General features: G+C 70.1%; 16 protein-coding genes. 4 read left to right on the forward strand and 12 right to left on the reverse strand.

From position 1 onward, the window contains the following. Positions 1-95 precede the first annotated feature (95 nt). Positions 96-854 carry an IclR family transcriptional regulator gene (locus ITP53_RS01465; protein ID WP_195893407.1) on the forward strand — a complete coding sequence of 253 codons (759 nt, stop codon included), beginning with the start codon at positions 96-98 and terminating at the stop codon, positions 852-854. Between the two features lie 25 nt (positions 855-879). On the opposite strand, the gene ITP53_RS59975 is transcribed toward ITP53_RS01465, so the two are convergent. Then, on the reverse strand, positions 880-1,002 hold the full coding sequence (locus ITP53_RS59975; RefSeq protein WP_328813679.1) for a MarR family transcriptional regulator: 123 nt from the start codon (positions 1,000-1,002) through the stop codon (positions 880-882). A 157-nt stretch (positions 1,003-1,159) separates the two neighbouring features. Here ITP53_RS59975 and ITP53_RS01475 point away from each other — a divergent pair, with 157 nt between their 5' ends. The 3 genes from ITP53_RS01475 to ITP53_RS01485 all read left to right on the forward strand — a co-directional run bounded on the left by ITP53_RS01475 (position 1,160) and on the right by ITP53_RS01485 (position 6,814). After that, complete coding sequence (locus ITP53_RS01475) at positions 1,160-2,515, forward strand: pyridoxal phosphate-dependent decarboxylase family protein (protein WP_195893408.1); 1,356 nt, start codon at positions 1,160-1,162, stop codon at positions 2,513-2,515. A 107-nt stretch (positions 2,516-2,622) separates the two neighbouring features. Next, complete coding sequence (locus ITP53_RS01480) at positions 2,623-4,308, forward strand: alpha/beta fold hydrolase (RefSeq protein WP_195893409.1); 1,686 nt, start codon at positions 2,623-2,625, stop codon at positions 4,306-4,308. 208 nt (positions 4,309-4,516) lie between these two features. Next, positions 4,517-6,814 carry a polysaccharide lyase 8 family protein gene (locus ITP53_RS01485; protein ID WP_195893410.1) on the forward strand — a complete coding sequence of 766 codons (2,298 nt, stop codon included), beginning with the start codon at positions 4,517-4,519 and terminating at the stop codon, positions 6,812-6,814. 50 nt (positions 6,815-6,864) lie between these two features. On the opposite strand, the gene ITP53_RS01490 is transcribed toward ITP53_RS01485, so the two are convergent. From ITP53_RS01490 to ITP53_RS01540, 11 genes are all read right to left on the reverse strand, one after another. Further along, on the reverse strand, positions 6,865-8,139 hold the full coding sequence (locus tag ITP53_RS01490; protein ID WP_195893411.1) for a hypothetical protein: 1,275 nt from the start codon (positions 8,137-8,139) through the stop codon (positions 6,865-6,867). Then, the gene (locus ITP53_RS01495) at positions 8,118-9,707 is read right to left on the reverse strand and encodes a hypothetical protein (protein ID WP_195893412.1); all 1,590 of its coding nucleotides are present in this window, start codon (positions 9,705-9,707) and stop codon (positions 8,118-8,120) included. The genes ITP53_RS01490 and ITP53_RS01495 overlap by 22 nt, the downstream gene beginning before the upstream one ends. 75 nt (positions 9,708-9,782) lie before the next feature. Next, the gene (locus ITP53_RS01500; RefSeq protein WP_195893413.1) at positions 9,783-11,669 is read right to left on the reverse strand and encodes an ABC transporter ATP-binding protein; all 1,887 of its coding nucleotides are present in this window, start codon (positions 11,667-11,669) and stop codon (positions 9,783-9,785) included. Positions 11,670-11,772: 103 nt separating this feature from the next. Beyond that, positions 11,773-13,407 (reverse strand): PucR family transcriptional regulator, encoded by a 1,635-nt coding sequence (locus tag ITP53_RS59980; RefSeq protein WP_195893414.1) that lies wholly within the window; start codon positions 13,405-13,407, stop codon positions 11,773-11,775. Between the two features lie 50 nt (positions 13,408-13,457). Then, on the reverse strand, positions 13,458-14,582 hold the full coding sequence (gene menC / locus ITP53_RS01510) for an o-succinylbenzoate synthase (protein WP_195893415.1): 1,125 nt from the start codon (positions 14,580-14,582) through the stop codon (positions 13,458-13,460). After that, complete coding sequence (locus tag ITP53_RS01515; protein ID WP_328813652.1) at positions 14,579-15,409, reverse strand: GNAT family N-acetyltransferase; 831 nt, start codon at positions 15,407-15,409, stop codon at positions 14,579-14,581. The genes menC and ITP53_RS01515 overlap by 4 nt, the downstream gene beginning before the upstream one ends. Before the next feature lie 2 nt (positions 15,410-15,411). Next, entirely contained in the window at positions 15,412-16,797 is a 1,386-nt protein-coding gene (locus tag ITP53_RS01520; protein ID WP_195893416.1) for a serine hydrolase domain-containing protein, read from the reverse strand. Between the two features lie 10 nt (positions 16,798-16,807). Continuing rightward, the gene (locus ITP53_RS01525) at positions 16,808-17,569 is read right to left on the reverse strand and encodes an ABC transporter ATP-binding protein (RefSeq protein WP_195893417.1); all 762 of its coding nucleotides are present in this window, start codon (positions 17,567-17,569) and stop codon (positions 16,808-16,810) included. After that, complete coding sequence (locus ITP53_RS01530; RefSeq protein ID WP_195893418.1) at positions 17,566-19,464, reverse strand: dipeptide/oligopeptide/nickel ABC transporter permease/ATP-binding protein; 1,899 nt, start codon at positions 19,462-19,464, stop codon at positions 17,566-17,568. The genes ITP53_RS01525 and ITP53_RS01530 overlap by 4 nt, the downstream gene beginning before the upstream one ends. A gap of 1 nt (position 19,465) precedes the next feature. After that, positions 19,466-20,476, reverse strand: a complete 1,011-nt coding sequence (locus ITP53_RS01535; protein WP_195893419.1) for an ABC transporter permease — start codon at positions 20,474-20,476, stop codon at positions 19,466-19,468. Between the two features lie 2 nt (positions 20,477-20,478). Continuing rightward, positions 20,479-22,080 (reverse strand): ABC transporter substrate-binding protein, encoded by a 1,602-nt coding sequence (locus ITP53_RS01540; RefSeq protein WP_195893420.1) that lies wholly within the window; start codon positions 22,078-22,080, stop codon positions 20,479-20,481. Positions 22,081-22,088: the final 8 nt, after the last annotated feature.

Here is a 22,088-nt window from a genome sequence, read left to right on the forward strand (position 1 = left end):
TCTCCTCCTCACATGTGCGGAACCGGTCGGGGACCGGCGTTTCGACCGTAATACGGGTGCTCGCAGCGTGGAACTTAGCCTGTTAGGATTCCAGAATGCAGAATCAGCCTGCTTACCCGCTCAAGGCGGTGGAGAACGCGCTGGTGACGCTCAAGTTCCTCCAGGAACGCGGGGACGTCAGGGTGGCCGACGTCGCCGAGCATCTCGGGGTGGCCCGCTCGACCGCGCACCGGGTGCTGGCGATGCTGGTCTTCCACGGCTTCGCGATCCAGGACGCCCGGCGCGTCTACCGCCCGGGGCCCGCGCTGAGCCCACTGGGCGGCCAGACCGGCGTCACCCCGCCCGACCTGGCCATCACGGCCCACCCGCACCTGCGCGAGCTCAACCGGGAGGTCGGGGAGACCGTCCACCTGATGGCGCTCCAGGGCAACGGCGTCCGGTTCGTCGACGGGGTGGAGGGCCCGCAGGCGCTGCACGTGGGCAGCCGGATCGGGATGCTGCTGCCCGCGCACGCCACCTCCGGGGGCAAAGCGCTGCTGGCCGAACTGCCCGACGAGGAGCTGCGCGCTCTCTATCCCAAGGGTGTGTCCCGCGGCGCCGCCGCGATCGGCGACCTGGCCACGCTTCGGCGCGAGCTGGACGGCGTCCGCCGCCGCGGTTACGCCGTCAACAGCGAGGAGAGCGAGCGCGGCGTGCGCGCGGTGGGCGCCTGCGTGCGCGACGGCGCGGGCCGCGCGGTCGCCGCCGCCGCCGTCGCGGTACCGAGCGTCCGCTGGCCGAAGCGCCGCCTCGCCGAGCTGGCCACCCCCCTGCTCGCCTCCGTCACCCGCATCAGCGCGGCCCTGGCGGGTTAGAGTCTCCCCGCGCACGCGTCGCGGCTCATGCGCGCAACGTCGCATGCCAGTGCACCACCGTGACCCTCCGGTCCGCCGGGACGGGACGGCGCCGGACGAGCCCGGCCTCCTCGACGCGGTCGATCAGCCGCGTGGTGCCGCCACTGATGAGAACGAGCTCGTCGGGCGCGCTACGAGACCTGCGCGCCGGGCTCGCGGCAGAGCTGGATCAGGACTTCGATGGTGGATGCCGCAGCGGGTCCGGAGGGGGCTGAATCGTATCGTGGCAGCGCACATCCGTCATGGGACGACAAGGAGAGCAGCGGGTGGATCTCAACCGATGGCTGGGCGAAGCGACCAAGGCGATTGAGGAGTGGTCAGAAGGCTTCGGCCCGTACCAACCCCATCCCGCGCTCGACCTCGCCGACGACACGTTCGGCGCCGCGTTCGCCGAGTTCACCGAGCGGCTGCGCGACAACTACCCCTTCTTTCATCCCCGGTACGCGGGCCAGATGCTCAAGCCGCCGCACCCGGCCGCCGTGGTCGGCTACCTCACCGCGATGCTGATCAACCCCAACAACCATGCCCTGGACGGCGGCCCGGCCACCGCCCGCATGGAGCGCGAGGCCGTGGCGCAGCTGGCGGCGATGTTCGGTTTCGAGACGCACCTGGGCCACCTCACCACCAGCGGCACCATCGCCAACCTGGAAGCGCTCTTCGTGGCCCGTGAGAGTCACCCAGGGAAGGGCGTCGCCTACAGCGCCGAGGCCCATTACACGCACGGCCGCATGTGCGGGGTCCTCGGCATGGAGGGGCACTCCGTCCCCGCCGACGGCACTGGCCGGATCGACCTGGAGGCGCTGGAGGACGTGCTGCGCACCGGCCGGGTCGGCACGGTCGTGCTCACCACCGGCACCACCGGCCTGGGCGCGGTGGACCCCGTACACCAGGCGCTCCCGTTGTGCCGGCGGTACGGCGCCCGGGTCCACGTGGACGCCGCGTACGGCGGCTTCTTCACCCTGCTGGCCGGGTCCGATGGGCCGGCGGGGCTTGCCGAGGAGCCGTGGCGGGCCATCGCGGAGTGCGACTCCGTGGTGATCGATCCGCACAAGCACGGGCTCCAGCCCTATGGATGCGGTGCGGTGATCTTCCGCGACGCCGAGGTAGGGCGCTTCTATCTACACGATTCGCCCTACACGTACTTCACCTCGACCGACCTGCACCTCGGCGAGATCAGTCTGGAGTGCTCCCGTGCCGGCGCCGCGGCGGCCGCGCTGTGGCTCACCTTCCGGCTGCTGCCGCCGACTCCCGAGGGACTGGGCCGTGTCCTGGCGGCGGGACGCAGGGCGGCCCTGCGCTGGGGCGAGCTCATCGACGGCTCCGATGCGCTGACCCTCTACCAGCGGCCCGAGCTCGACATCGTCACCTACTTCCCCGCCGTCGAAGCCGCCACCCTCTCCGCGATCGACCAGGCCTCGGCCCGCGTGCTGGCCGAGGGCATGACCGCTCCCGACCCCGTCTTCCTCAGCACCCTCCGGGCCTCCGCCGGCGACTTCGCCCACCGCCACCCCGGCGTGGACCGCGACGCCGAGGGAGCCCGCATCCTGCGCAGCGTGCTCATGAAGCCGGAGAGCGAACAACACGTCGAGCAACTGCACACCGCGGTGAGCCGGCTGGTGTGACGCAGGCGACGTCCACACGTTCGGTGGCCCCGGGGTGGTGTCTGTACCACCATCGGATCCACATGCGGGCACCATCGATCCGCCCGCACGCCGCATAGCGTCATGCCATGATCAAACGATATGTGCGGACGCTCGCGGTGGCGGCGCTCGCCCTCGTGCTCCCGGTCGCGTACGCACCGGCCGCCACGGGGGACACCTCGCCGGACAGGCCCGGACCGATCGTGTGGGGCGACTGTCCCGCCGCGCCCGCCGGGATGGAGATCGACCCGAAGCAGCGGTGCGGCACGCTGAAGGTGCCGCATAACCACCGCGACCCGCGCGGACGGACCATCGAGATCGCCGTCTCCCGCATCCCCGCAGCCGACCCCGCCAGGCGGCGCGGCGCCCTCCTGCTGAACCCGGGCGGGCCGGGCGGCGAAGGACTGCATCTGCCGAGCGAGTTCGGACGGCGTACCTCCGGCGCGGTCCGCGACGTTTACGACCTGATCGGCTTCGACCCGCGCGGCGTGGGCCGCAGCACCCCGGTGACGTGCGGCCTGACCGCCGGGGAGATGGTGCCCAACACGCCCCACCCGGACGCCGACGGCTCGATCCGTACGAGCGTCGCGTTCGCCAGGTCCGCCGCGGCGCGCTGCGCGGCCCGATCCGGCGACCTGCTGCCGTTCATCACGACGGCCGCCACCGCTCGCGACATGGACCTGATCCGGCGGGCGCTCGGCGAGCGGCGGATCTCCTACTACGGCGGCTCGTACGGCACCTACCTCGGCGCGGTCTACGCCTCCCTGTTCCCCAAGCGCGCCGACCGGGTGGTCCTGGACAGCGCCGTCGACCCGGACCGGATCTGGTACGACGAGTTCCGGGGGCAGAGCGCCGGAATGGCGAAGCGCTTCCCTGACGCAGCCCGCCACGCCGCCGAGAACCACGCGACCATCGGCCTCGGCGACACGGCGCGGCAGGTGACGGCCGCGTACCTCGCGCTGGGGAAGCGGCTCGACGCCAAGCCCGTGCGGATCCCGGGCTCGCCGACCATGCTCACCGGCAACGTGCTGCGGTTCATCACCTTCAATCTGCTCTACCAGGACGCCGCGCTCACGCCGCTCGCCCAGAGCTGGCGGGCCGCCGCCGACCTCGCCGCCGGCAAGGGCACCGCCGAGCAGGCCGAACTCCTCAAGCTGGTCCTGGCGAAGCTGTCGCCGGTCACGTCCCCGGGGGTACCCACGGACAACACGGTCGCGGCGGCGTACGCGGTCGTGTGCGGCGACGCTCGCTGGCCGAAGAGCGTGGCCGCGTACGCGAAGAACGTGGCCGCCGACCTCGCCGCGTACCCGCTGAGCGGCGGTTCACCGGCCGGCATCTGGCCCTGCGCCTTCTGGAAGGCCGCGCCGGTCGAGCCCCCGGTCGCCGTCACCGGTCACGGGCCCCGTGGCATCCTGATCCTGCAGAACGAGCGCGATCCCGCGACCTCGTTGGCGTCCGGGCGCGGGATGCGCGAGGCTCTTGGGGCACGAGCGGCGCTCGTCACCGTGGACGCCGGCGGCCATGGCGTCTACGGCCTGCATGGCAAGGGAGCCTGCGCGGACAAGGTGGCCCTGATCAGCCGCGGAATCCGCGATGTCGTGGTCAGCTCGGAGCGCATGGTCGTCGATAGCCTCGGCTTGGGCGACGTACCCTCGATCGACGTGGACGGCGAAAAGCTCGGCGAGGTGGCCATGGACCAGCTCATGACCCTCCTCGGCGAGCGCAGGGAGCCACCACCACCCACCACACGCCGCCTCACCGTCCCGATCAGCTAGCCGGATCGTCCGCGAAGGGATCCGGTTCGTCTGGCGGCCCCGCCGAGGAGACCGTCCGGCTCGTTGCCCCCGACGACATCGGTGACGCGGAGCGTACCCACGGCGACATTCGGGCGCCGGGGCACTGTCGCAGAGTCGAAACGATCCACCCACCTGTCGACATATGATCGTTTCACCTGGTATTTGCCCGATTGACGGAAAGGCCTCCATGACCCACCCCCTCAGTCGGCGGTCCGCCATGCTGGGCGCCACGGCCGTGGCCGGCCTCGCCTTGTGGGACAGACCGGCCGAGGCCGTCGGCACCGCCGCGTTCGACGCCGCGCGTGAGCGGTGGGTGAACCTGCTGGCCGGCGGGTCGTACAGCTCCACCTACACCGACAAGACGCAGGCCGTCGAGGGCTCGGCCAATGCGGTGCTGCGCAAGCTGAAGCCCGCCCCCCATCGCCCGAGTCTGTGGCCGGATCTGCCGCTTGAGGACCCCCGGACGGGCAACTTCAACCGCGCCTACAACCGCATGCGCACACTGGCGCTGGGCTGGGCCACGCCGGGCACCGCCATGCACCGGGACAGGACGGTCGCCGAGACCGCGGTCAGGGCGCTGGACTTCCTGTACGAGCACGCCTACCACGAACGGCTCGACCGGCGGGACAGCAACTGGTTCTGGTGGGAGATCGGCGTCCCTCGCTCGCTGACCGACACCTGCGCCCTGCTGTACGACGGCCTGCCCAAGGACCGCCTCGAGCGCTGGCTGCGCCCGTTGCGCCGCTGGTGCCCCGACCCGGAGCGCCGCGTCAGCCACCCAGGCGTCGTCGAGACCGGCGCCAACCGGGCGGGCAAGGCCATGGCGGTGGCGATGCGCGGACTGCTCACCCACGACGCGCGTCTCATCAAACGGGCCAGGGACGCGGTCTCCGACCTGCTGCGGCGGACCGCGGGCCCAGGCGACGGCTTCTACCGTGACGGGTCGTTCATCCAGCACGACGTGTACCCCTACACCGGCAGCTACGGCGTGGACTATCTGGAGAGCGTGGCCAAGCTGATCGCCATGCTCGCGGAATCACCGTGGGAGATCGCCGGAATCGGGAACGTCTACGGCATCGTGGACCGCTCGTTCGCGCCGTTCATCTTCGACGGGCTGATGATGGACTGCGTACGCGGCCGGCAGATCTCGGTGCAGGGCCACCGTGACTACCACTCGGGACAGAAGGCGGTCGACGCCATCCTCACCTTGCTGGAGGCGGCGCCCGAGAGCTATGCCCAGCGCTGGCGACCGCTGGTGAAGGGCTGGCTCACCCGCAACCAGACCATCCCCTACGACACGCTCGCACCGCTGGCGGGCATCGCACGGGCCAGGGCCCTGCTGGAGGACCCGTCGGTGCCGGTCGGCCCGCGCACGACGGGCACGTACGTCTTCGCCGACATGGACCGGGTCGTGCACCGCCGTCCCACCTGGGCCTACGCGATCGCGATGAGCTCGGAGCGCATCGGCGCGGCCGAGGCCATGAACCGGGAGAACCTGCACGGCTGGTACACCGGCGACGGCATGACCTACCTCTACACCGGCGACCTCACCCACTGGAACGATGACCTGTGGCCCACGATCGACCCGTACCGGCTGCCGGGCACGACGGTCGACACCCGCAGACGCGCCGATCTCCCGCACGGCAAGCGTCGCCTGCCACCCACCCCGTGGGCGGGCGGCGTGGCACTCGACGGCGAGTACGGCGAGTACGGCGTGGCGGCCATGAAGCTGATCGCCGACGGCTCCTCGCTGCGGGCCAAGAAGGCGTGGTTCCTTCTCGATGACGCGGTGATCGCCCTCGGCACCGGCATCGCCGCCTCCGATGGCCGCCGCATCGAGACCATCGTGGAGAACCGCAACACCCACGACAGGCATCCGCCGCTGACGCGGGGCGACGGCTGGGTCCACCTGTCCGGTGTCGCCGGCTACGCGCTGCTCGACGGCGCCGACGCGAAGGTGATCCGCAAGAAGCGCACAGGCCGCTGGCGGGACATCGACAAGGGCGCCACCACCGGAGGCGACAAGACCGCCGTCACCAGGCACTACACGACGATCCTCATCGACCACGGCGTGGATCCGCGCAAGGCGCGCTACGCCTATGCCGTGCTGCCCGACGCCTCCGTCACGCAGACCGCGGCTTACGACGGGCGGATCGAGATCCTCGCCAACTCCGGAGCGGTGCAGGCCATCTCCCGCGACAACCTGCTCGCCGCCGTGTTCTGGCGCGCGGGGACCGTCGAGACCGTGGATGGACAACTCGCCGCCGACGGCCCGTGCACGCTGCTGATCAGCCGCTACCACAAGCGGGTACGGCTCGCGGTCTCCGACCCGTCCAGGACCGCCGACGAGGTGAAGATCACGCTGCCCTGGCCGGTGGAATCGGTCAAGGAAAGCGACCGCAGCGTGCGCAAGGCCAAGAGCGCGGTCAAGGTGGAAGTCCGTGGCAGCCGCGGGCACGCCCACACCGCGGTGGTATGCGTCTGAACCACCGACGACGGTAACCGCGCCCGCTGCGACCCACGACGACCCACGGATCATGAGCGGACGCTGACGTGATCGCATCCGTAGAAGGTGAGCCCCGCGGCCCGGCCGACGACGCAGGCGGTGGTGTCGCTCACCTGCAGCACGTCGTAGCGGTAGTGGGTGACGGCGTCCTTGTCGGCGTCCACGGTCTGCTCGTCGGGCTCGACCGACTTCTCGGCATGGATCTTCCCGTGCGCCTCCGGCCGCCCGGCGGACGCCAGGAGCTTGGCCGGCGAGCCGAAGCGCAGGGTCGCCGCTTCGATGCGGGTGGCGTCGAACGCGACCGGGTTGCCGTACTCCCCAGCCGTGGTCGTGAGGACGGCCACCGGGACGACACCGTTGCCGTTCAGGTTGACCTGGTTCTCCGCGCTGCCCGGTTGGATGTTGATCGTCACCGGGATGGCGCAGTCGACGGTCAGCCGCGTCGTCCTGGTGTCGTCGCTCGCGTCGGGGTCGACGACGGTGGCGCGCTCCGGCTTGATCGACGTCGTGAAGTCGATCGTGTGCGTCCCCGCCTCGGTGCAGGTCACGGTGTACTCACGGGTCAGGGTCGCGGCGGCCCCGGCCGCGAGGGTGGTCTCAACGGTGGCGCCCGCCGTGGCGGTGAGGCCGTCGCCGGCCGCGAGGTCCTGGCGGACCACGGCGGTGACCGGCCCGTCGGGGCCCGTGTTCGCGACCCCCGAGGCGACCGTCACCGTCACCGGCTCGCCCAGGACGGCGAACAGCGGGGCGTCCGGGGCCACCGAGGTGACCCCGAGGTCGGCCTCCATGCAGTCGGAGTCCTCGGGGTGGGCCAGGCAGAACTCCCTGAGCGGCGGCTTGAGGTCGATGGTCAGGACGTCCTCGGCGAGCGCGACGTCGGTCACCGTCATGGTCGACAGAGCGGGCGAGAACGGCACGATGAAGCTGGCCGAGCCGCTGTCACGCAGCCCGACGTGCTCCTCGCCTCCCTCCTCGTACGTCCACAGCGGGCTCCACGTGTTGATCCGCTCGATCACCTGCCCGTCCACGTCGACCAGGCCGAGTGCGAGTATGGGCGGGTCGCCGAAGTGGGTGTGGGCGCGCGAGCGGGACACCTTGACCCGTTCGGCGATAGCGGACGTCCGGGAGGAGAACTTCACCCGGGCGACCACCGACTTGCCGGGATCGGCGGTGTCGAGCTGCGGGATCGGGATGGCGGCGGGGTCCTCGGGCGCCCCCTCGGCGCGCAGCGGCACCAGCAGGAGCAGGGCGGCCGTGGCGGCGATGGCCCAGCGGGCTCGGGTCAGCATTTCGCGGCCTCGCATCCGGAGAAGACGTAGTTGAACCGGCGGATGTCGGCCTCGCGGGCCCGGCCGTTGTCGAACATCAGGTCGTCGGGGTGGGGTTCGGAGCTCCACCAGTCGGCGTCGCCGTACCAGTGCTCCTTCTCCCAGCTGTAACAGGCGTCGCCGGTGCGGCCGAGCTGCGGGGCGTCGTCCTCACAGTCGTCCAGCTCCGTGTAGATGTTGGGGAAGACGTCCGCCTGGAACGCGCCGCCTCCCACGTACTCGTCGGAGAGGCCGAAGGGCTGGTGGGCGGTCTCGTGGGTGGCGATCCTCATTTTGTTCGGGTCGACGAGCGTGGAGAAGATCCGGTCGCCGCGCATCGCGCAGTCTTGCTGTGCGCCCCGGTGGTGCAGGATCGCGCCGGCATCGGCCCACGCGTAGATGTCGTCCCACAGTACGGGGAACCCGTGGTCGCAGTCCTTGTCGCCGGTGGCGTCGCTGGCGTAGCCGGTGTTGTCGGGCAGGAGCCAGAAGTTGAACATGTCCTGCCTGGTCAGATACTCCTTGAAGTCGTAGTACGAGCCCTCGATGATGGCCGAGACGTCGGTGATGAACCGAGCGTCGCGGGGGCCCGAGTACTCGTCCTTGTCGGCGATGAAGACGATGTCGATGCGGCTGTCCCTGGGGCCGGTGTAGATGATCGGGATCGCCGGCTTGGGGAAGGTGAAGTTCGGGTTCGGGTCGCCCACGGTCACCGTGTGCCACGACGAGAAGAGCTTCACGCCGTTCTTCACCAGTCGGCAGCCGTACGCGAAGGGGGCCAGCTCGGCTCTGGGGGTGAAGGTCTCGGTCAGCGAGCCGACGCCGTGCCGCGACTGGAGCGGGCTCCCGGACAGGCTGGTCGCGCTCGCCTGGAGGTTGACCCAGATCTCCAGGTCGTCGGCGACGATGGTCGGCTTGAGGTCGCCGTCGAGGGCGGTGGCGACGATCTTCACCGGTTCGCCGGGCTGCGGCCAGGCGGGCGTGTGGGTGCAGCGGATGTTCAGCCCCGGCGCGCTCACAGGTTCCTTGGCGTCGGCCTGGAAGGTCAACCTGACGCGCTCGTCGGCGGTACCCTCCTGGACGATGTCGGTACGGCAGCCGCCGAGGAACGGCCCGTCGGTCTGCCGTGGGTCGTGGACCGAGCAGCCGGCCAGGTCGACGTACCCGTCGAAGTAGCGGTCCGCAGTGGGGGAGGAGTCGTAGTGCTCGCCGCCGAAGCAGAGGCCGCCGTCCTCGTCGTGGACCTCGATCTTGATCGGGATCCGGCCCGGCGTGGCGAGGGTCGCGACGTCGATGGGCTTGGAGAACTCCCAATCAGGGGTGATGTCGTTGTGGCCCTCCCAGTCGTCCTGTGAGTCGCTGTCCTCGTTGTCCATGTAGATACCGTTGATCCAGACACGGTTGTAGAAGTCGGCGTCGCCGCAGTCGCCGCCGGCCAGCAGGGTGATGCGTTTGATCGTGACGGTCATGTTCACGATCGGGTCCGCGACGGCGGGGGATTGGAGCGCTGTGAGCAGCCCCACCCCCAGCGCCGCGCCCAGGAACACGCGTAATAGGGTGCGCATGCGGCTCACCGTAAGTACAGGTGCACCGACAGCGCCTGAGTATCCCCTGCTCAATTACTCCGCCGAGGCCGCCCGCTACGGCGTCACCGTTCTGCCTCCTGGCTGACCGAGCCCGAAGGCCGTGTGCCCGGCCGCCATGCCGTCCGCGTCGGGGGTGTCGTCAGCGACCAGGAAGCCGCCGGACTGGTGGCGCCAGAGCCGGGCGTAGGGGCCTTGGGCCTGGAGGAGTTCGCTGTGGGTGCCCTGCTCCACGATGTGTCCACGGTTGAGCACCACGAGCCGGTCCATGCGTACGACGGTGCTCAGGCGGTGTGCGACCACGAGGGCGGTACGGTCCTGCATCAAGTGCCACAAGGCTTCCTGGACGAGGAGTTCGCTTTCGGAGTCGAGAGCGCTGGTCGCCTCGTCCAGGAGCAGGATCGGGGCATCGCGCAAGATCGCGCGTGCGAGGGCGAGGCGTTGCCGCTGGCCGCCGGAGAGCTTGACGCCGCGCTCGCCGACCAAGGTGTCGAATCCGTTCGGCAGAGAGTCGGCGAACTCCATGACATGCGCCGCCCGTGCGGCCTGGATGATCTCCGCATCGGTGGCGCCCGGCCGGGCGAACGCGATGTTGTCACGCACCGACCGGTGGAACAGGGCGGGTTCCTGAGGGACGTAGGCGACAAGGCCGCGCAGGTCGGCTTGGCGCAGCCGGGTGATGTCCTGGCCGCCTATCAGGATCCGGCCCTCGTCGACGTCCATGAGACGCAGCAACAGCCGGGTGAGGGTGCTCTTGCCACCGCCGGACTGCCCGACCAGCCCGATCTTGGTGCCGCTGGGGATGTCCAGGTCCAGGCCATCGAACAGGGGCGGGCCATCGGCGTGCGCGAACCTCACCCACTCGAAGCGAACGCTCGCGTCGGCCGGGCGAAGCGGCTGCGGATCTGGGGGATCCACCACGGTCGGTGGTATGAGAAACAGTTCGGTGAACTGGGCGGCTTCGGTGAGCGCGCTCTCCATGCGCCGGTATATCTGGTTGAACTCGAACATGATGCCGGTCGCGTTGGAGTAGTAGGTGAACGTCACCACGATGGCCTCCACGCCCAGACCGCCTCGGAGCGCCACGGCGAGGAGCAGGCCCACGGTACTGGTGAGAACCGACAACGGGGCGACGACGGTGTCCACCCGGAGGTTGCCGTAATCCCAGGAACGGAGCGTCAGCTTGCGCTGTTCGGCGACCCTGGCCCGATGTTCGCCGGCTTCGCGATCCTCGGCGGCGAACGCGCGTACCGTCTCCATGTTGGTCAGCACATCGGCGATGTGGCCCGACACCAGCACCTTCGCGGCCTCACGCTTGTCGACCAGCACCTGGCGACGGCGAATGAGCGGCGCGACGAGAACGCCGGTGACGACGATGAGGCCCACGAGAACGAGGACGAGCAACGGGTGATACTGCCACAGCACCACCGAGGCGAAGACCAGCGGCACCACCTTGGCCATGATCGAGAATGTGAGCAGGTCGGCGAATTCCTCGAACCTGGAGGAGAATCCCAGCACTCGTTTGGTCAGCGAGCCGGCGAAGTTGTCATGGAAGAACGCGGCGTCCTTGGCCAGTAACTCCTCCATTCCCACCACGCCGAGTCGCTCCATGCCCCGGGCGTCCGTACGGTTCAGGAAATGCAGTCCCACCCGCCACAACGCCTCGCCCGCCAGCAGCAAGGCCCCGAAGCCGAGCACATAAGGCAACAGCGCGGTGGTGGAGCCGTCCGCGCCACCGGCCAGATGCCCGACGAGCCCGGCCACCAGCAGCGGCGGCAGGTAGAACAGGCAGATGTTCCCCATCGCCGGCAGCGTCAGCGCGGGCACCGCGACCCGCCACTGACGCTTCAGCTCACCGCAGTAGTGGCGCAGCGCCAGCAGAACCGCCGATCTGCGAACCGGCGGACCGTCTCCGGAGCCGTCATCTGATCCGAGCACAGCCATCCGCCCTCCCGAGTGTCGGCACCGCCGTGGCAATGTTGCCGTCCGGGTCTACGGGGAAGCGAACGATTTTCCTGCGGGCCCGCCGGGCAGATCCCGCCACGGGCTAGCGCGGCGCCAGGATCCGCAACTGCAGCATCGCCGCGAACCGCTGCTCCGGATCGTCCAGGTCGATCTCGCCCACCTCGGTGACGCGCCTGAGCCGGTAGCGCAGTGTGTTGGGGTGGATGAAGAGCGTGCCGGCCGCCTTGCCCACGTCACCGAGGGCATCCAGCCAGGCCTCCAGCGATTCGACGAGGCCGGCGTTGTTGCGCTCGTCGTACTCCATCAGGCGGGCGATCGCACCGACCGGCCGCTCGTCGCGCGCTGCCGCGAGGTCACGCAGCTCCAGGACCAGGGCGAGCGTCTGAACGTCGTCGAGTTGCGCCACCCGGAGGGTGGTGTGACCCTCCCGCATCACCCGGAGCACCCGGTCGGCCTGGGCCTTTCCCTGGACGATCGCGCTGATGTCCGTTCCTGCCGGGGCGACGGCCACGATCGCGGGAAGGCTGCCGCCGACCCGGTCCACGAAGTCGGAGGCCAGCCGGACGGCTCGCTGTTCCGGGCTACCCGTCGAGACGACCACGGGCAGCAGGCCGTACACCGTGCCGCCGACGGTCGCCACCGCGGAGGACGGCACCGTCACCGACAGATGGACCGACAGCGCGTCCGCGAGCCGCTCGAGATCGGCGGCTCTGCTCTGGTCCGCACGGGCGTGATCGTCGTCGGCCAGCAGGACCGCGCTCACGATGACGAGGCGGCGACCGGACAGGCCGAGCCGCACGAGGGCGTCCCGCGCTCCCGCACCTCCTTCGAGGACCGTCCCCATCAGGTCGGTACGCAGCCTTCGCCGGACATCGGCGCCGGCACGGATCCGCAGCAGATGCAGCGCGACCAGCTTCGAGGCCTCGAGCAGGGCCTCCGTTCGCTCGCCGTCGACCGCGCCGTCCATGGCGGCCCAGATCGAGCCGAGGATCTCGTCGCCGGCGCGAACCGCGATGGCGACGCGTTGCACCGTCATCCCGTCACTTCCCAGATCCTGTGGCGTGACGACGACCGGCCCCTGGTAGCGGTAGAGGTCGCGGAAGACGCCCAGTTCGGTCAGCCGCGTGGCGTACCGCTCGGGCACCTGCCGGCCGATGACCGTCTCCACGCGGGAGGGATCCGCTTCCTCCTGGCGGCCGGAGAAGGCGAGCACACGGGAGTTGCGGTCCTCGATGGTGATGGGAGCGTCGAGGAGCGCGGCCACGGCGTTGGCCACCGCGAAGAGATCGCCCGACGGGAGGCCGCCGAGCGACTCGTGCCCGGTGACCCCGATATCCCCTTCGGCGAGCAGGGAGCGAATGAGCGCGGTGAGCTGCGCCCACGTGGCGCCCCGGCGCAGGCCGATCAGGGCCACGCCGCTGGTCTGGACCGCCTCCCGCACCTCGGGGGTCAGGGCGACCGGAGCCCGGACGACGAGGCCCACCGCGTCATGGTCACCGAGCGAGCCGAGTAGCCGGGCCAGCATGCCGCCGGCCGGGTCCACCCCGACTCCGAGCACGAGCGAGCGCGGCCCGAGCACGGGTTCGTCGAGCGGGTCGAAGATGACGAGTCCGCTGATCTCTCCGGGATGGTCGACGTCACCGGCGACCAACTCGAGGAGCGTGGTCCCCAGGTCGTCCAGCACGCGAGCGAGGCTGGCACGCAGACGCTGGCTCACGCCCGGCAGTATAGGCGGCCGGGCCCGCGTGCCATCCGACCGGCCAATGCTCAGAAGACGATCCACTCGGTCGACGTCGTCACCGCGTCGAGCACCTCCGGGATGGGCGTGACACCCAGCCCGGGGCCGGTGGGTACCGCGATGTGACCGTCTTCCAGGACGATCGGCTCGGTGATGTCGGTGTGGTAGAAGCGGTCGGAGGCCGAGACGTCCCCTGGCAGCGTGAATCCGGGCAGGGCGGCGAGGGCGACGTTGGCCGCGCGGCCGATGCCGGTCTCCAGCATGCCCCCGCACCAGACCGCGAGTCCGTTGGCCGCGGCCAGGTCGTGGATCTTCCTGGCCTCGAGATATCCGCCGACGCGACCGGGCTTGATGTTGATGATCTGGCAGGCGCCGAGCGCGATCGCCGCGGCGGCGGTCTGCGCGGAGACGATGGACTCGTCGAGACAGATCGGTGTCGCCATCTGCCGTGCCAGCGCGGCGTGACCGAGGACGTCCTCTTCTTCCAGCGGCTGCTCGATCAGGAGCAGCTCGAACTCGTCGAGCTTCGCGAGGTGGCGCGCGTCGCGAAGCGTGTAGGCCGTGTTGGCATCGACCTGAAGCAGCACGTCCCCGCCGAAGCGCTCGCGTACGGCGGCCACCGGGGCCAGATCCCAACCCGGTTCGATCTTCAGCTTGATGCGCACGTACCCGGCGTCCAGATATCCCTCGACGACCGTCAGCAACTGCGGGACCGAGTCGTGGATGCCGACCGACACACCGCTGGGAACCCGATCGTCGACGGCGCCGAGCTCACGGCCGAACGAGCGGCCGAGAGCGCGGAGCTCCGCATCCAGGATCGCCATCTCCACAGCGGCCTTGGCCATGCGCTGCCCCTTGAACGGATGGAGCAGGCCGGCGACGGCGGCCGCACCCGAGCGCGCGATCGCGGCCTGCCCCTCGGGCGAGGCCAGCTTCGGAATGAGGAAGCGTCGCAGCACGTCCGCCTGCGACTCGACGTACTCACTCGAGTAGAGCGGGTCGGCCAGAGCGACACATTCGCCCCAGCCCTCGGCGTCGTCCGTCACAGCCTTGAGAAGGAGGATGTCGCGCTCGGTCTGCGTGCCGAACGAGGTACGGAACGGTGATACGAGCGGCATCGAGACACGACGAAGTTCGATTCCCCGCAGCTTCATGACGTTCTCCGGATCTGTTCCAGGTCAGGGTCGCCGAGCTCGACGAGGTAGCCGAGCTCGCAGTCGAAGTCGACGACGCGACCGCCGGAGGCCATCAGCGGCTCCAGCTCGTCGCGCAGCCGGTGGCGCCAGGCCCCGGCGGTGGCCGCGTCGCTGACGCGGAGGGCCTCGATATCGGCCGGAGCCGCGACCCGCCTGCTCGACGGACCGCCGACCGGGCGCTCGAACGGCGTTCCAGAGCAGGCGGCGAGCACTCGCGGCGAGAGCAGCTCCCAGCGCGCCAGGAGCCGATCGGTGTCGTCGCCACCGTTGATCGCGTCGTGCATCGCGCCGTAGAAGTTGGGGAGGTACTCCACCGGGAGCGCCCCCAACTTGACGATGTTGAAGTAGGCGTTGCGGCTGACCAGCGGGTCGAAGGTCCATTCGATCGCGATGATGCCGCGCGCGAGCGCCCACGCGCGCTGGTGGAGCTTGAGCGCCGTCCCGACACCGCGGCCGGCCAGTTCTGGCACCACACCGGCGATGTGGCTGTGCAGGGTGCGTGCCGCCGGCTCCTCATGAAAGCCGATGCAGACACCGATGAGCCGGTCTCCGTCGTAGGCGCCGGCGACGTAGTTGCCGGCCTTCGTCAGGGCACGGAGGAACTCCACCGTGATCAGCGGATTCTCCGGCCGGCCCCAGATCTCGACGAGCAGGTCGATCACGGCGTGGGCCTCGTCGAGGTTCCGCAGCTCCCGGACCACCACTCCCGCCTTGGCGGCCCATCTCGCCGCGTCCTCCGCCGCCAGGCCGAGGGAAGAGGTCTCGATGGGCATCTCGATGGGCACGGTCAGCCGAGCTTCTTCGGGGTCGCCCGAGCGCCGTAGTGGACATACTCCTCGCCCGTGGGCAGCGAGTAGAACGTCACCGGCGCCCACGACTCCATGCCCTCGGGACGGACGGCGTACACACCCTGCGAGACCGGGATCATCTCGTACGTTTCAACGGGAGTGTCCTCCAGTTCGGCCAAGGGGCCCATCATCGTGGTACGCAGGGTCGGCCTGCCCTCGTCGTCGAACACCTCCATGCGCACCGACCCGCGCTCATACGTGCCGGCGTACGGCGTCACGTCGCTCGTCACCGGCTCGGCCGGCGGTTCGAACGGCTCGGGCATCCGCACGCCGGTGAGCTCGGTAAAGATCTCGTCGTAGAGGTCGACGTAAAGATCGTGGGTGTTGCCGCCGTTGGTGTTGAGCGCGACCGCGACGCCGGCCTCCGGCAGGACGCGCAGGAACGCCGCCTGGCCGATGGTGTTGCCGTCATGGCCGTAGGCCCGGTGGCCGTGCCAGTCGCAGCGGAACCAGCCCAGGCCCCACGAGTCGCCGAGCAGGTGCTTTTCCGGGCAGTCGGTCTGGTAGGCCGACATCGCCGCGGTGCTCTCCTGCGTCAGCACGCGTGTGCCGTCGGCGGCAAGCCCTCCGGCCAGGTGCATCCGGGCGAAGGCGAGCACGTCGGTGGCGGGCGCCGTGATCAGGCCCGCCGGAGCGACCGCGCGGGGCAGGCCCCACACCGGCGCGACCACCGGCTCCTTGCCGCCCTTGACGTGGCCCATCGCGTGGGCGAACATCATCGCCTCTTCTGGCAGGGTCGAGGTGCGGGTGAGCCCGAGCGCGGTGAAGAGCTTCTCCTTGATCGCCTGATCCCAGGTCCGGCCGGTGACGACCTCGATGATCCGGCCGAGCACGGAGTATCCCGCGTTGCAGTAGGACCAGGTGGCGCCGGTCGGATGGTTCTGCGCGGAGTCGGCCAGCAACGCGACGTACTTCTCCAGCGCGTCGTCACCCCGGCCGGTGTCGGTGAAGTTGTCGCCGTCGATGCCGCTGGTGTGGGTGAGCAGGTGCCAGACGGTCACGGCCGCGGTGTCCTCGGGCTCGCGCAGCTTGAACTCCGGCAGTACCTCCGCGACCGGAGTGTCGAGGGCGACCGCGCCCTCGTCGACGAGCTGCATGATGACGGTCGCGGTCCACACCTTGGAGATCGAGCCGATCTGCCAGACCGAGTCGGTGGTGGCCGGCTGGCCGGTGCCGGCGTGCAGCACGCCTGTCGCGACGGTGACGAGTTCGTCGTCCGCGCCGTCGGCGCCGAGCCGGAGGATGCCCAGCTGGGCGCCCGGAATGCCGTGCTTCTTGGCGAGGTCGTCGAGACGGTTCTGCCAGTGGTCCAGATCGATGGTCACGTCTACTCCTTCAGGGGGTTTCGCCCGTTTCCGGGGACGTTCGGCGCGCAGCTCCGGGGAGAGCTGCGAGGAGGTGGCGGGTGTACTCGTGCCGTGGCGCACCGAGCACCTGCGCGGTGGGGCCGTACTCGACGATCTCTCCGCCGTACATCACCGCCACGTGGCCGGAGACGTACCGGACGACCGCCAGGTTGTGGGAGATGAACAGCATGGACAGACCCAGCTCGCGCCGCATGTCACGGACGAGGTTGAGCACGGCGCCCTGGACGGAGACGTCGAGCGCCGAGGTGATCTCGTCGGCGAGGATCACCTCGGGCCGGGCGGCGAGCGCCCGGGCCAGCGCGACGCGCTGACGCTGCCCGCCGGAGAGCCGCCAGGGAAGGTCGCCGGCCCGTGCGGCGTCCAGGTGAACCAGCGAGAGGAGGCGCGAGATCTCCGCCCGCCGAGCCTCCTTGCCGAGGCGTTCCCTCATCGCCTCCGCGATGCTCTCGCCCACGGTCATGCGGGGGTCGAGCGAGGAATACGGATCCTGGAAGACCACCTGCACCGGGCGCTCGCGGCCCCGGTTCGGGACCGGCCGGCCGTCCAGCAGGATCTGACCGCTGGTCACGGGCGCCAGGCCGACGGCGGCCCGCGCCAGGGTCGACTTTCCCGAGCCCGACTCGCCGACGAGGCCCACGATCTCGCCTTCCGCGACCTCGAGGCTGACGCCGTTCAGCACGGTGTGGGAGCCGTATCGCACGGAGACGTCATGAAAGCTGAGGATGCTCATGCGGTGACCTCCGCGGTGTCGGCGGGAAGCGGCCGGCCGGCCTTGTGGCACGCCACCCGGTTGCCCGCCGCGTCAGCCTCGAGCGGGGGTTCGACCGCGCGGCAGTGGTCGTCCGCGAGCGGGCAGCGGGCCGCGAAGGCGCAGCCGGCCGGGATGTGAGCGGGATCGGCAGGCAACCCGGGAATGACGGCGAGCGGCCGCGTCAGGTCGGTTTCCATGTCCGGCACGGCCGCGACGAGCGCCCGCGTGTACGGGTGCCTGGCGAGTGTCCGAAGGTCCCGCGCCGGCAGTTCCTCGACGATGCGTCCTGCGTACATCACCAGCACCCGGTCGCACACGTCCGTCACGACCGAGACATCGTGACTGATGAGCAGGAGGGCGGCGCCGGTGTCGCGGCGGACCTCGGCGAGGAGTTCGAGGACCTGCCGCTGAACGGTGACGTCGAGAGCGGTGGTCGGCTCGTCGGCGATGATGAGCCGCGGCGTCCCCATCAGGCCCATGCCGATCATCGCCCGCTGGCGCATTCCGCCGGAGAACTCGAAGGGGTACTGCCTCGCACGACGCTCGGGCTCGCGGATCCTGACCGCGCGGAGGCGGCCGACCGCACGGGCGAGGGCCGCCTTGCGGTTCAGCCCCTGGTGGAAGCGGCTCACCTCCGCCAGTTGCGGCCCGACCCGGTGAGCCGGGTTGAAGGAGGTCATCGGGTCCTGGAAGACGACGGCCAGCGACGTGCCAAGGCGCTTGCGCAGGGACTCGGGATCGCCGGCGGTCATGAGGTCCTCTCCCGCGAAGACCAGGTGATTCGCTTCGACGCGCGCCGGTTGCTCGATGAGCCGGGCCACGGCCAGAGCCGTCACCGACTTGCCGGAGCCGGACTCGCCGACGACACCGAGGGCTTCGCCGTCCCGGATGGCGAACGTGACCCCCCGCACAGCCCGGATCGGGTGCCGGCCACCGGGAATCGTCACCCGCAGGTCGTCCGCCGACAGGACCGTGCCGGGGACGGGAGCCGTGGCCACGGGCTCCCGGACCTCGCCGGCGGCGCTGCTGCGCGCTCTACTGCGCTCTCTACTGGGGATCTCACCGATGCCGAAGGCCGCCGCGAACGCCTCCCCCGTCAGGTTGAACGCGAGCCCCGCGAGGATGACGGCGAAGCCCGGCCCGAGCGCGGCGAGGGGGTTGGTATAGATGCCGTTGAGCCCGTCCTGCATGAGCTTGCCCCAGTCGTAGGACGGAGACTGCACCCCCAGCCCCAGGAAAGAAAGCCCGGCGAACGAGAGCAACACCCCACCGGCGCTCATCGTCGCGTTCACGATGAGCGGTGCCGCGATGTTCGGCAGCACATGGCGAAGCAGGATGCGAAGTCTGCCCACGCCCGCGATCCGGGCCGCGGCGATGTAGTCCTGCTCCGAGATGCCGGCGACGAGCGTGTGACACAGCCGGGCGAACGCGGGCGCTCCGGCGAGGCCTATCGCGAGTGCCGCCCCTCGCGAGCCGACGCCGAAGATGACGGCGAAGAACAGGACGAGCAGCAGACCGGGGAAGGCCACCAGCACGTTGACGGCCGAGGTGATGAGGCGGCCCGTCCGCCGTCCCACCAGCATCGGCGCGGCGCCCAGAACGATGCCCAGCACCATGCCGATCGCCGTCGCCGTGAGTGCCAGCGCGATCGAGAGCCTGGTGGCCACCAGCACCCGGAAGAACAGGTCCCTGCCGAGGTTGTCGGTGCCGATCCAGTGGTCGGCCGACGGGCCGGCGAGCAGGTTGCCGGTGTCGACGACGGTGGCTCGCTCATCCCACAGGACCGGTCCGAACACGGCGACCGACAGGACGACGGCGAGCAGGCCGAATCCGGCGAGGCCGACGGGCCGGAGCAGAACACGTGCCGCGCGCATCTCAGCTGTCTCCGATCGTCGAACGAGGGTCGAGCAGCGCGAGCACCACGTCGACGAGGGTGTTGATCAGGAGGACTCCGACGCCGTAGACCAGGACCGTCCCCTGCACCAGCGGATAGTCCTTCGAAACGATCGAGGAGACGATCGAGGAGCCGAGACCGGGCCAGGCGAAGACGTTCTCCACCAGGACCGTTCCGGCCACGAGCGAGCTCAGCAGCAGGCCCCCGAGTGTCAGGGTCGCCGTCACGGCGTTCGGCAGGGCGTGTACGAGATGGACTCTCAGCCGCGTGAGCCGCTTGGCCCGTGCCGTACGGATGTAGTCGGCCTCCATCACGCCGAGCATCTCCACGCGCACGATGCGCGAAAGCACCGCGGCGGGACCCAGCGCCAGTGTGAGCACAGGAAGCACATAGGAATCGAGGCCGGCGCGACCCGCCACCGGGAACAGATGGCTCTCCACCGCCAGCAGATAGACGAGCCCCACACCGAGCAGGAAGTCGGGGATCGCGCTGAGCACGACGCTCGTCCCGGTGAACGCCAGCTCCGTGCGCCGCCCCTTCCCCCGGCGGGTGATCACGGCCATCACCACGCCCAACGGCACGGCGACGAGCACCGACAGCAGGAACGCGGCCACGGCAAGTTCGGCCGACGCGGGCAGCCGCTGGGCGATCATCTCGCCCACGGGAAGCCGGCTGGTGATCGAGATCCCCAGGTCCCCGTGGAGCAGGCGCACCAGGAAGCCGGCGTACTGCTGCCAGAGCGGGTCGAGCAGGCCGAGCTCCTCCTTCCGTGCCAGCACCAGGTCCGCGGGGGCGGTCGGGCCGAGCGCGGCTCGTACCGGATCGCCCGGGACCAGGTGGATCATCAGGAACGAGGCTGTCACCAGGACCCAGAGGGACGACAACAGCCGTCCCGTCCGCCTGAGCGCGAAGCGGAACCACGTGTGCGACCACAGGCCGCCCACTCTTCTTCGGAGGCCGGGCGCGACGGCTGCCGGCGTCGGGCTGTTCATCGTCAGCCGAGCATCCGGATGCTGGTCGGGATGATGCTGCCGACGATGGAGAGCTCCGCGCCCTTGAGGAAGGTCAGGAACTTGTTGTTGGCGAACGGCACCAAGTCCGCGGCCTTGTAGAGCGCCTGCTCCGCGGCGAACCAGTCCTTGCACCCTTCGGCGCCGTTCATGCCCATCGCCTTGGTGACGTGCCCGACGTAGTCGGCGTTGTCGATGGAGGCGAAGTTCGTGCCGTCCGGGGCCGGCTTGCCTGAGACGAACGGCACGACCGCGTCGGGGGTGTTGACGTTGAGCGGCAGCCAGGCGATGTCCCAGTCACCGGTGCCGAAGACCGCGGCGGAGGCCTCGGTCTGGGTCTGCTGCTTGGCCGTGACCTCGACTCCGACCGCCTTCCATGCCGCCACCGCGAGCTCGGCGGCGGCGCCTCCGCCGCTCCCCATCGAGTTGGGGTAGATGAAGGAGAGCGAGAGCTTCTTTCCATCCTTGACGCGAATGCCGTCCGAGCCCTTCGCCCAACCCGCGGTGTCGAGTGCGGCCCCGGCGGCGGCAGCGTCGAAGGCCGGAACGTTGCCGGTCACGGCGTCACCGACGCAGCCACTCGGCGGCACGGTGGCCAGCTGGTTCGGGGGCGAGCCCTTGCCGGAGGTGAGGACGACCTGAAGCTGCTTGAGATCGAGCGCCTGGGTCAGCGCCATGCGCACCGCCGGGTCGGCGGTGAGGTGACCGTCCGCCTGGTTGTACCACTGCTCACCGATCAGCGCCTGCGTGCCCACGGACTTCAGGCCCGCCTTGGCGAGGCGGTCGGCGTCGGGGCCCACGATCTGGACGGCGTTGATGGTGCCGGCGAGCAACTCGTTGCCGGCGGTGGTCTCGTTCGCGACGATCTTGACGATCACCTTGGCCGGCATTCCCGTCTCGGCCGTGGTGGCGCCGCCGGGACCCCACGTGTAACCCTTGCGGAGCTCGTAGGTGTAGTGGTCCGACGGAACCGCCTCGGTGAGGACGTAGGGGCCGGTGCCGTTCGTGCCGGCCTTGAGGATGGCGCGGTCCTTCAAACCGGCGCCGCACACCATCGGCAGCCTCGCGAGCGTGGTCAGCACGAAGGGAGCCGCCGCGGTCAGTTTGACGGTCACCGTCGAGCCGGAGGCGGAGGCGGTCGCGCCGGCAGGGAGGTAGACCCCCAGGAACGGGCTCTTGTTATCCGGGTTCCCCACGTAGGTGATGTTGTCGACCACCGTCTGCGCCGTGAACGACGTGCCGTCGGAGCAGGTGACGCCGTCCTTCATCTCGAAGGTGACCGTGGTGCCTTCGACGGTCCACGACTTGGCCAGCTGCGGCTGGATCGCGCCGTCCGCGCCGATGGCCACCAGGTTGTCGTAGGCGAACTGCGTCATGCCGAACAGGGTGTTCACCACGGAACCCTGGGGGTCGAGGGCGCCAGGGTCCGAGGAGACGTCGAGGGTGAAGGTCTTGCCGTTGACGTAGGTGGCGGCGTCACCCGACTCGGCAGGGGTGGGCGCGTCGCTGCCACAGGCAGCCAGACCCACCGAACCGGCCAGTGTCAGTGCGAGCGCCGCGAGGGCCCTCGTTCGGGTGGGGGTCATGCGGTTCC

Origin of the sequence: Nonomuraea cypriaca (assembly GCF_015645445.1) — a bacterium.
GTDB classification, from domain to species: domain Bacteria; phylum Actinomycetota; class Actinomycetes; order Streptosporangiales; family Streptosporangiaceae; genus Nonomuraea; species Nonomuraea cypriaca.

Coding starts and splice junctions, on each gene's coding strand:
- ITP53_RS01480 (WP_195893409.1), top strand. CDS start 2,623: ATGATCAAACGATATGTGCGGACGCTCGCGGTGGCGGCGCTCGCCCTC.
- ITP53_RS01500 (WP_195893413.1), bottom strand. CDS start 11,669: ATGGCTGTGCTCGGATCAGATGACGGCTCCGGAGACGGTCCGCCGGTT.
- ITP53_RS01535 (WP_195893419.1), bottom strand. CDS start 20,476: ATGAACAGCCCGACGCCGGCAGCCGTCGCGCCCGGCCTCCGAAGAAGA.
- ITP53_RS01495 (WP_195893412.1), bottom strand. CDS start 9,707: ATGCGCACCCTATTACGCGTGTTCCTGGGCGCGGCGCTGGGGGTGGGG.
- ITP53_RS01485 (WP_195893410.1), top strand. CDS start 4,517: ATGACCCACCCCCTCAGTCGGCGGTCCGCCATGCTGGGCGCCACGGCC.
- ITP53_RS01490 (WP_195893411.1), bottom strand. CDS start 8,139: ATGCGAGGCCGCGAAATGCTGACCCGAGCCCGCTGGGCCATCGCCGCC.
- ITP53_RS01540 (WP_195893420.1), bottom strand. CDS start 22,080: ATGACCCCCACCCGAACGAGGGCCCTCGCGGCGCTCGCACTGACACTG.
- ITP53_RS01530 (WP_195893418.1), bottom strand. CDS start 19,464: ATGCGCGCGGCACGTGTTCTGCTCCGGCCCGTCGGCCTCGCCGGATTC.
- ITP53_RS01465 (WP_195893407.1), top strand. CDS start 96: ATGCAGAATCAGCCTGCTTACCCGCTCAAGGCGGTGGAGAACGCGCTG.
- ITP53_RS01525 (WP_195893417.1), bottom strand. CDS start 17,569: ATGAGCATCCTCAGCTTTCATGACGTCTCCGTGCGATACGGCTCCCAC.
- menC (WP_195893415.1), bottom strand. CDS start 14,582: ATGAAGCTGCGGGGAATCGAACTTCGTCGTGTCTCGATGCCGCTCGTA.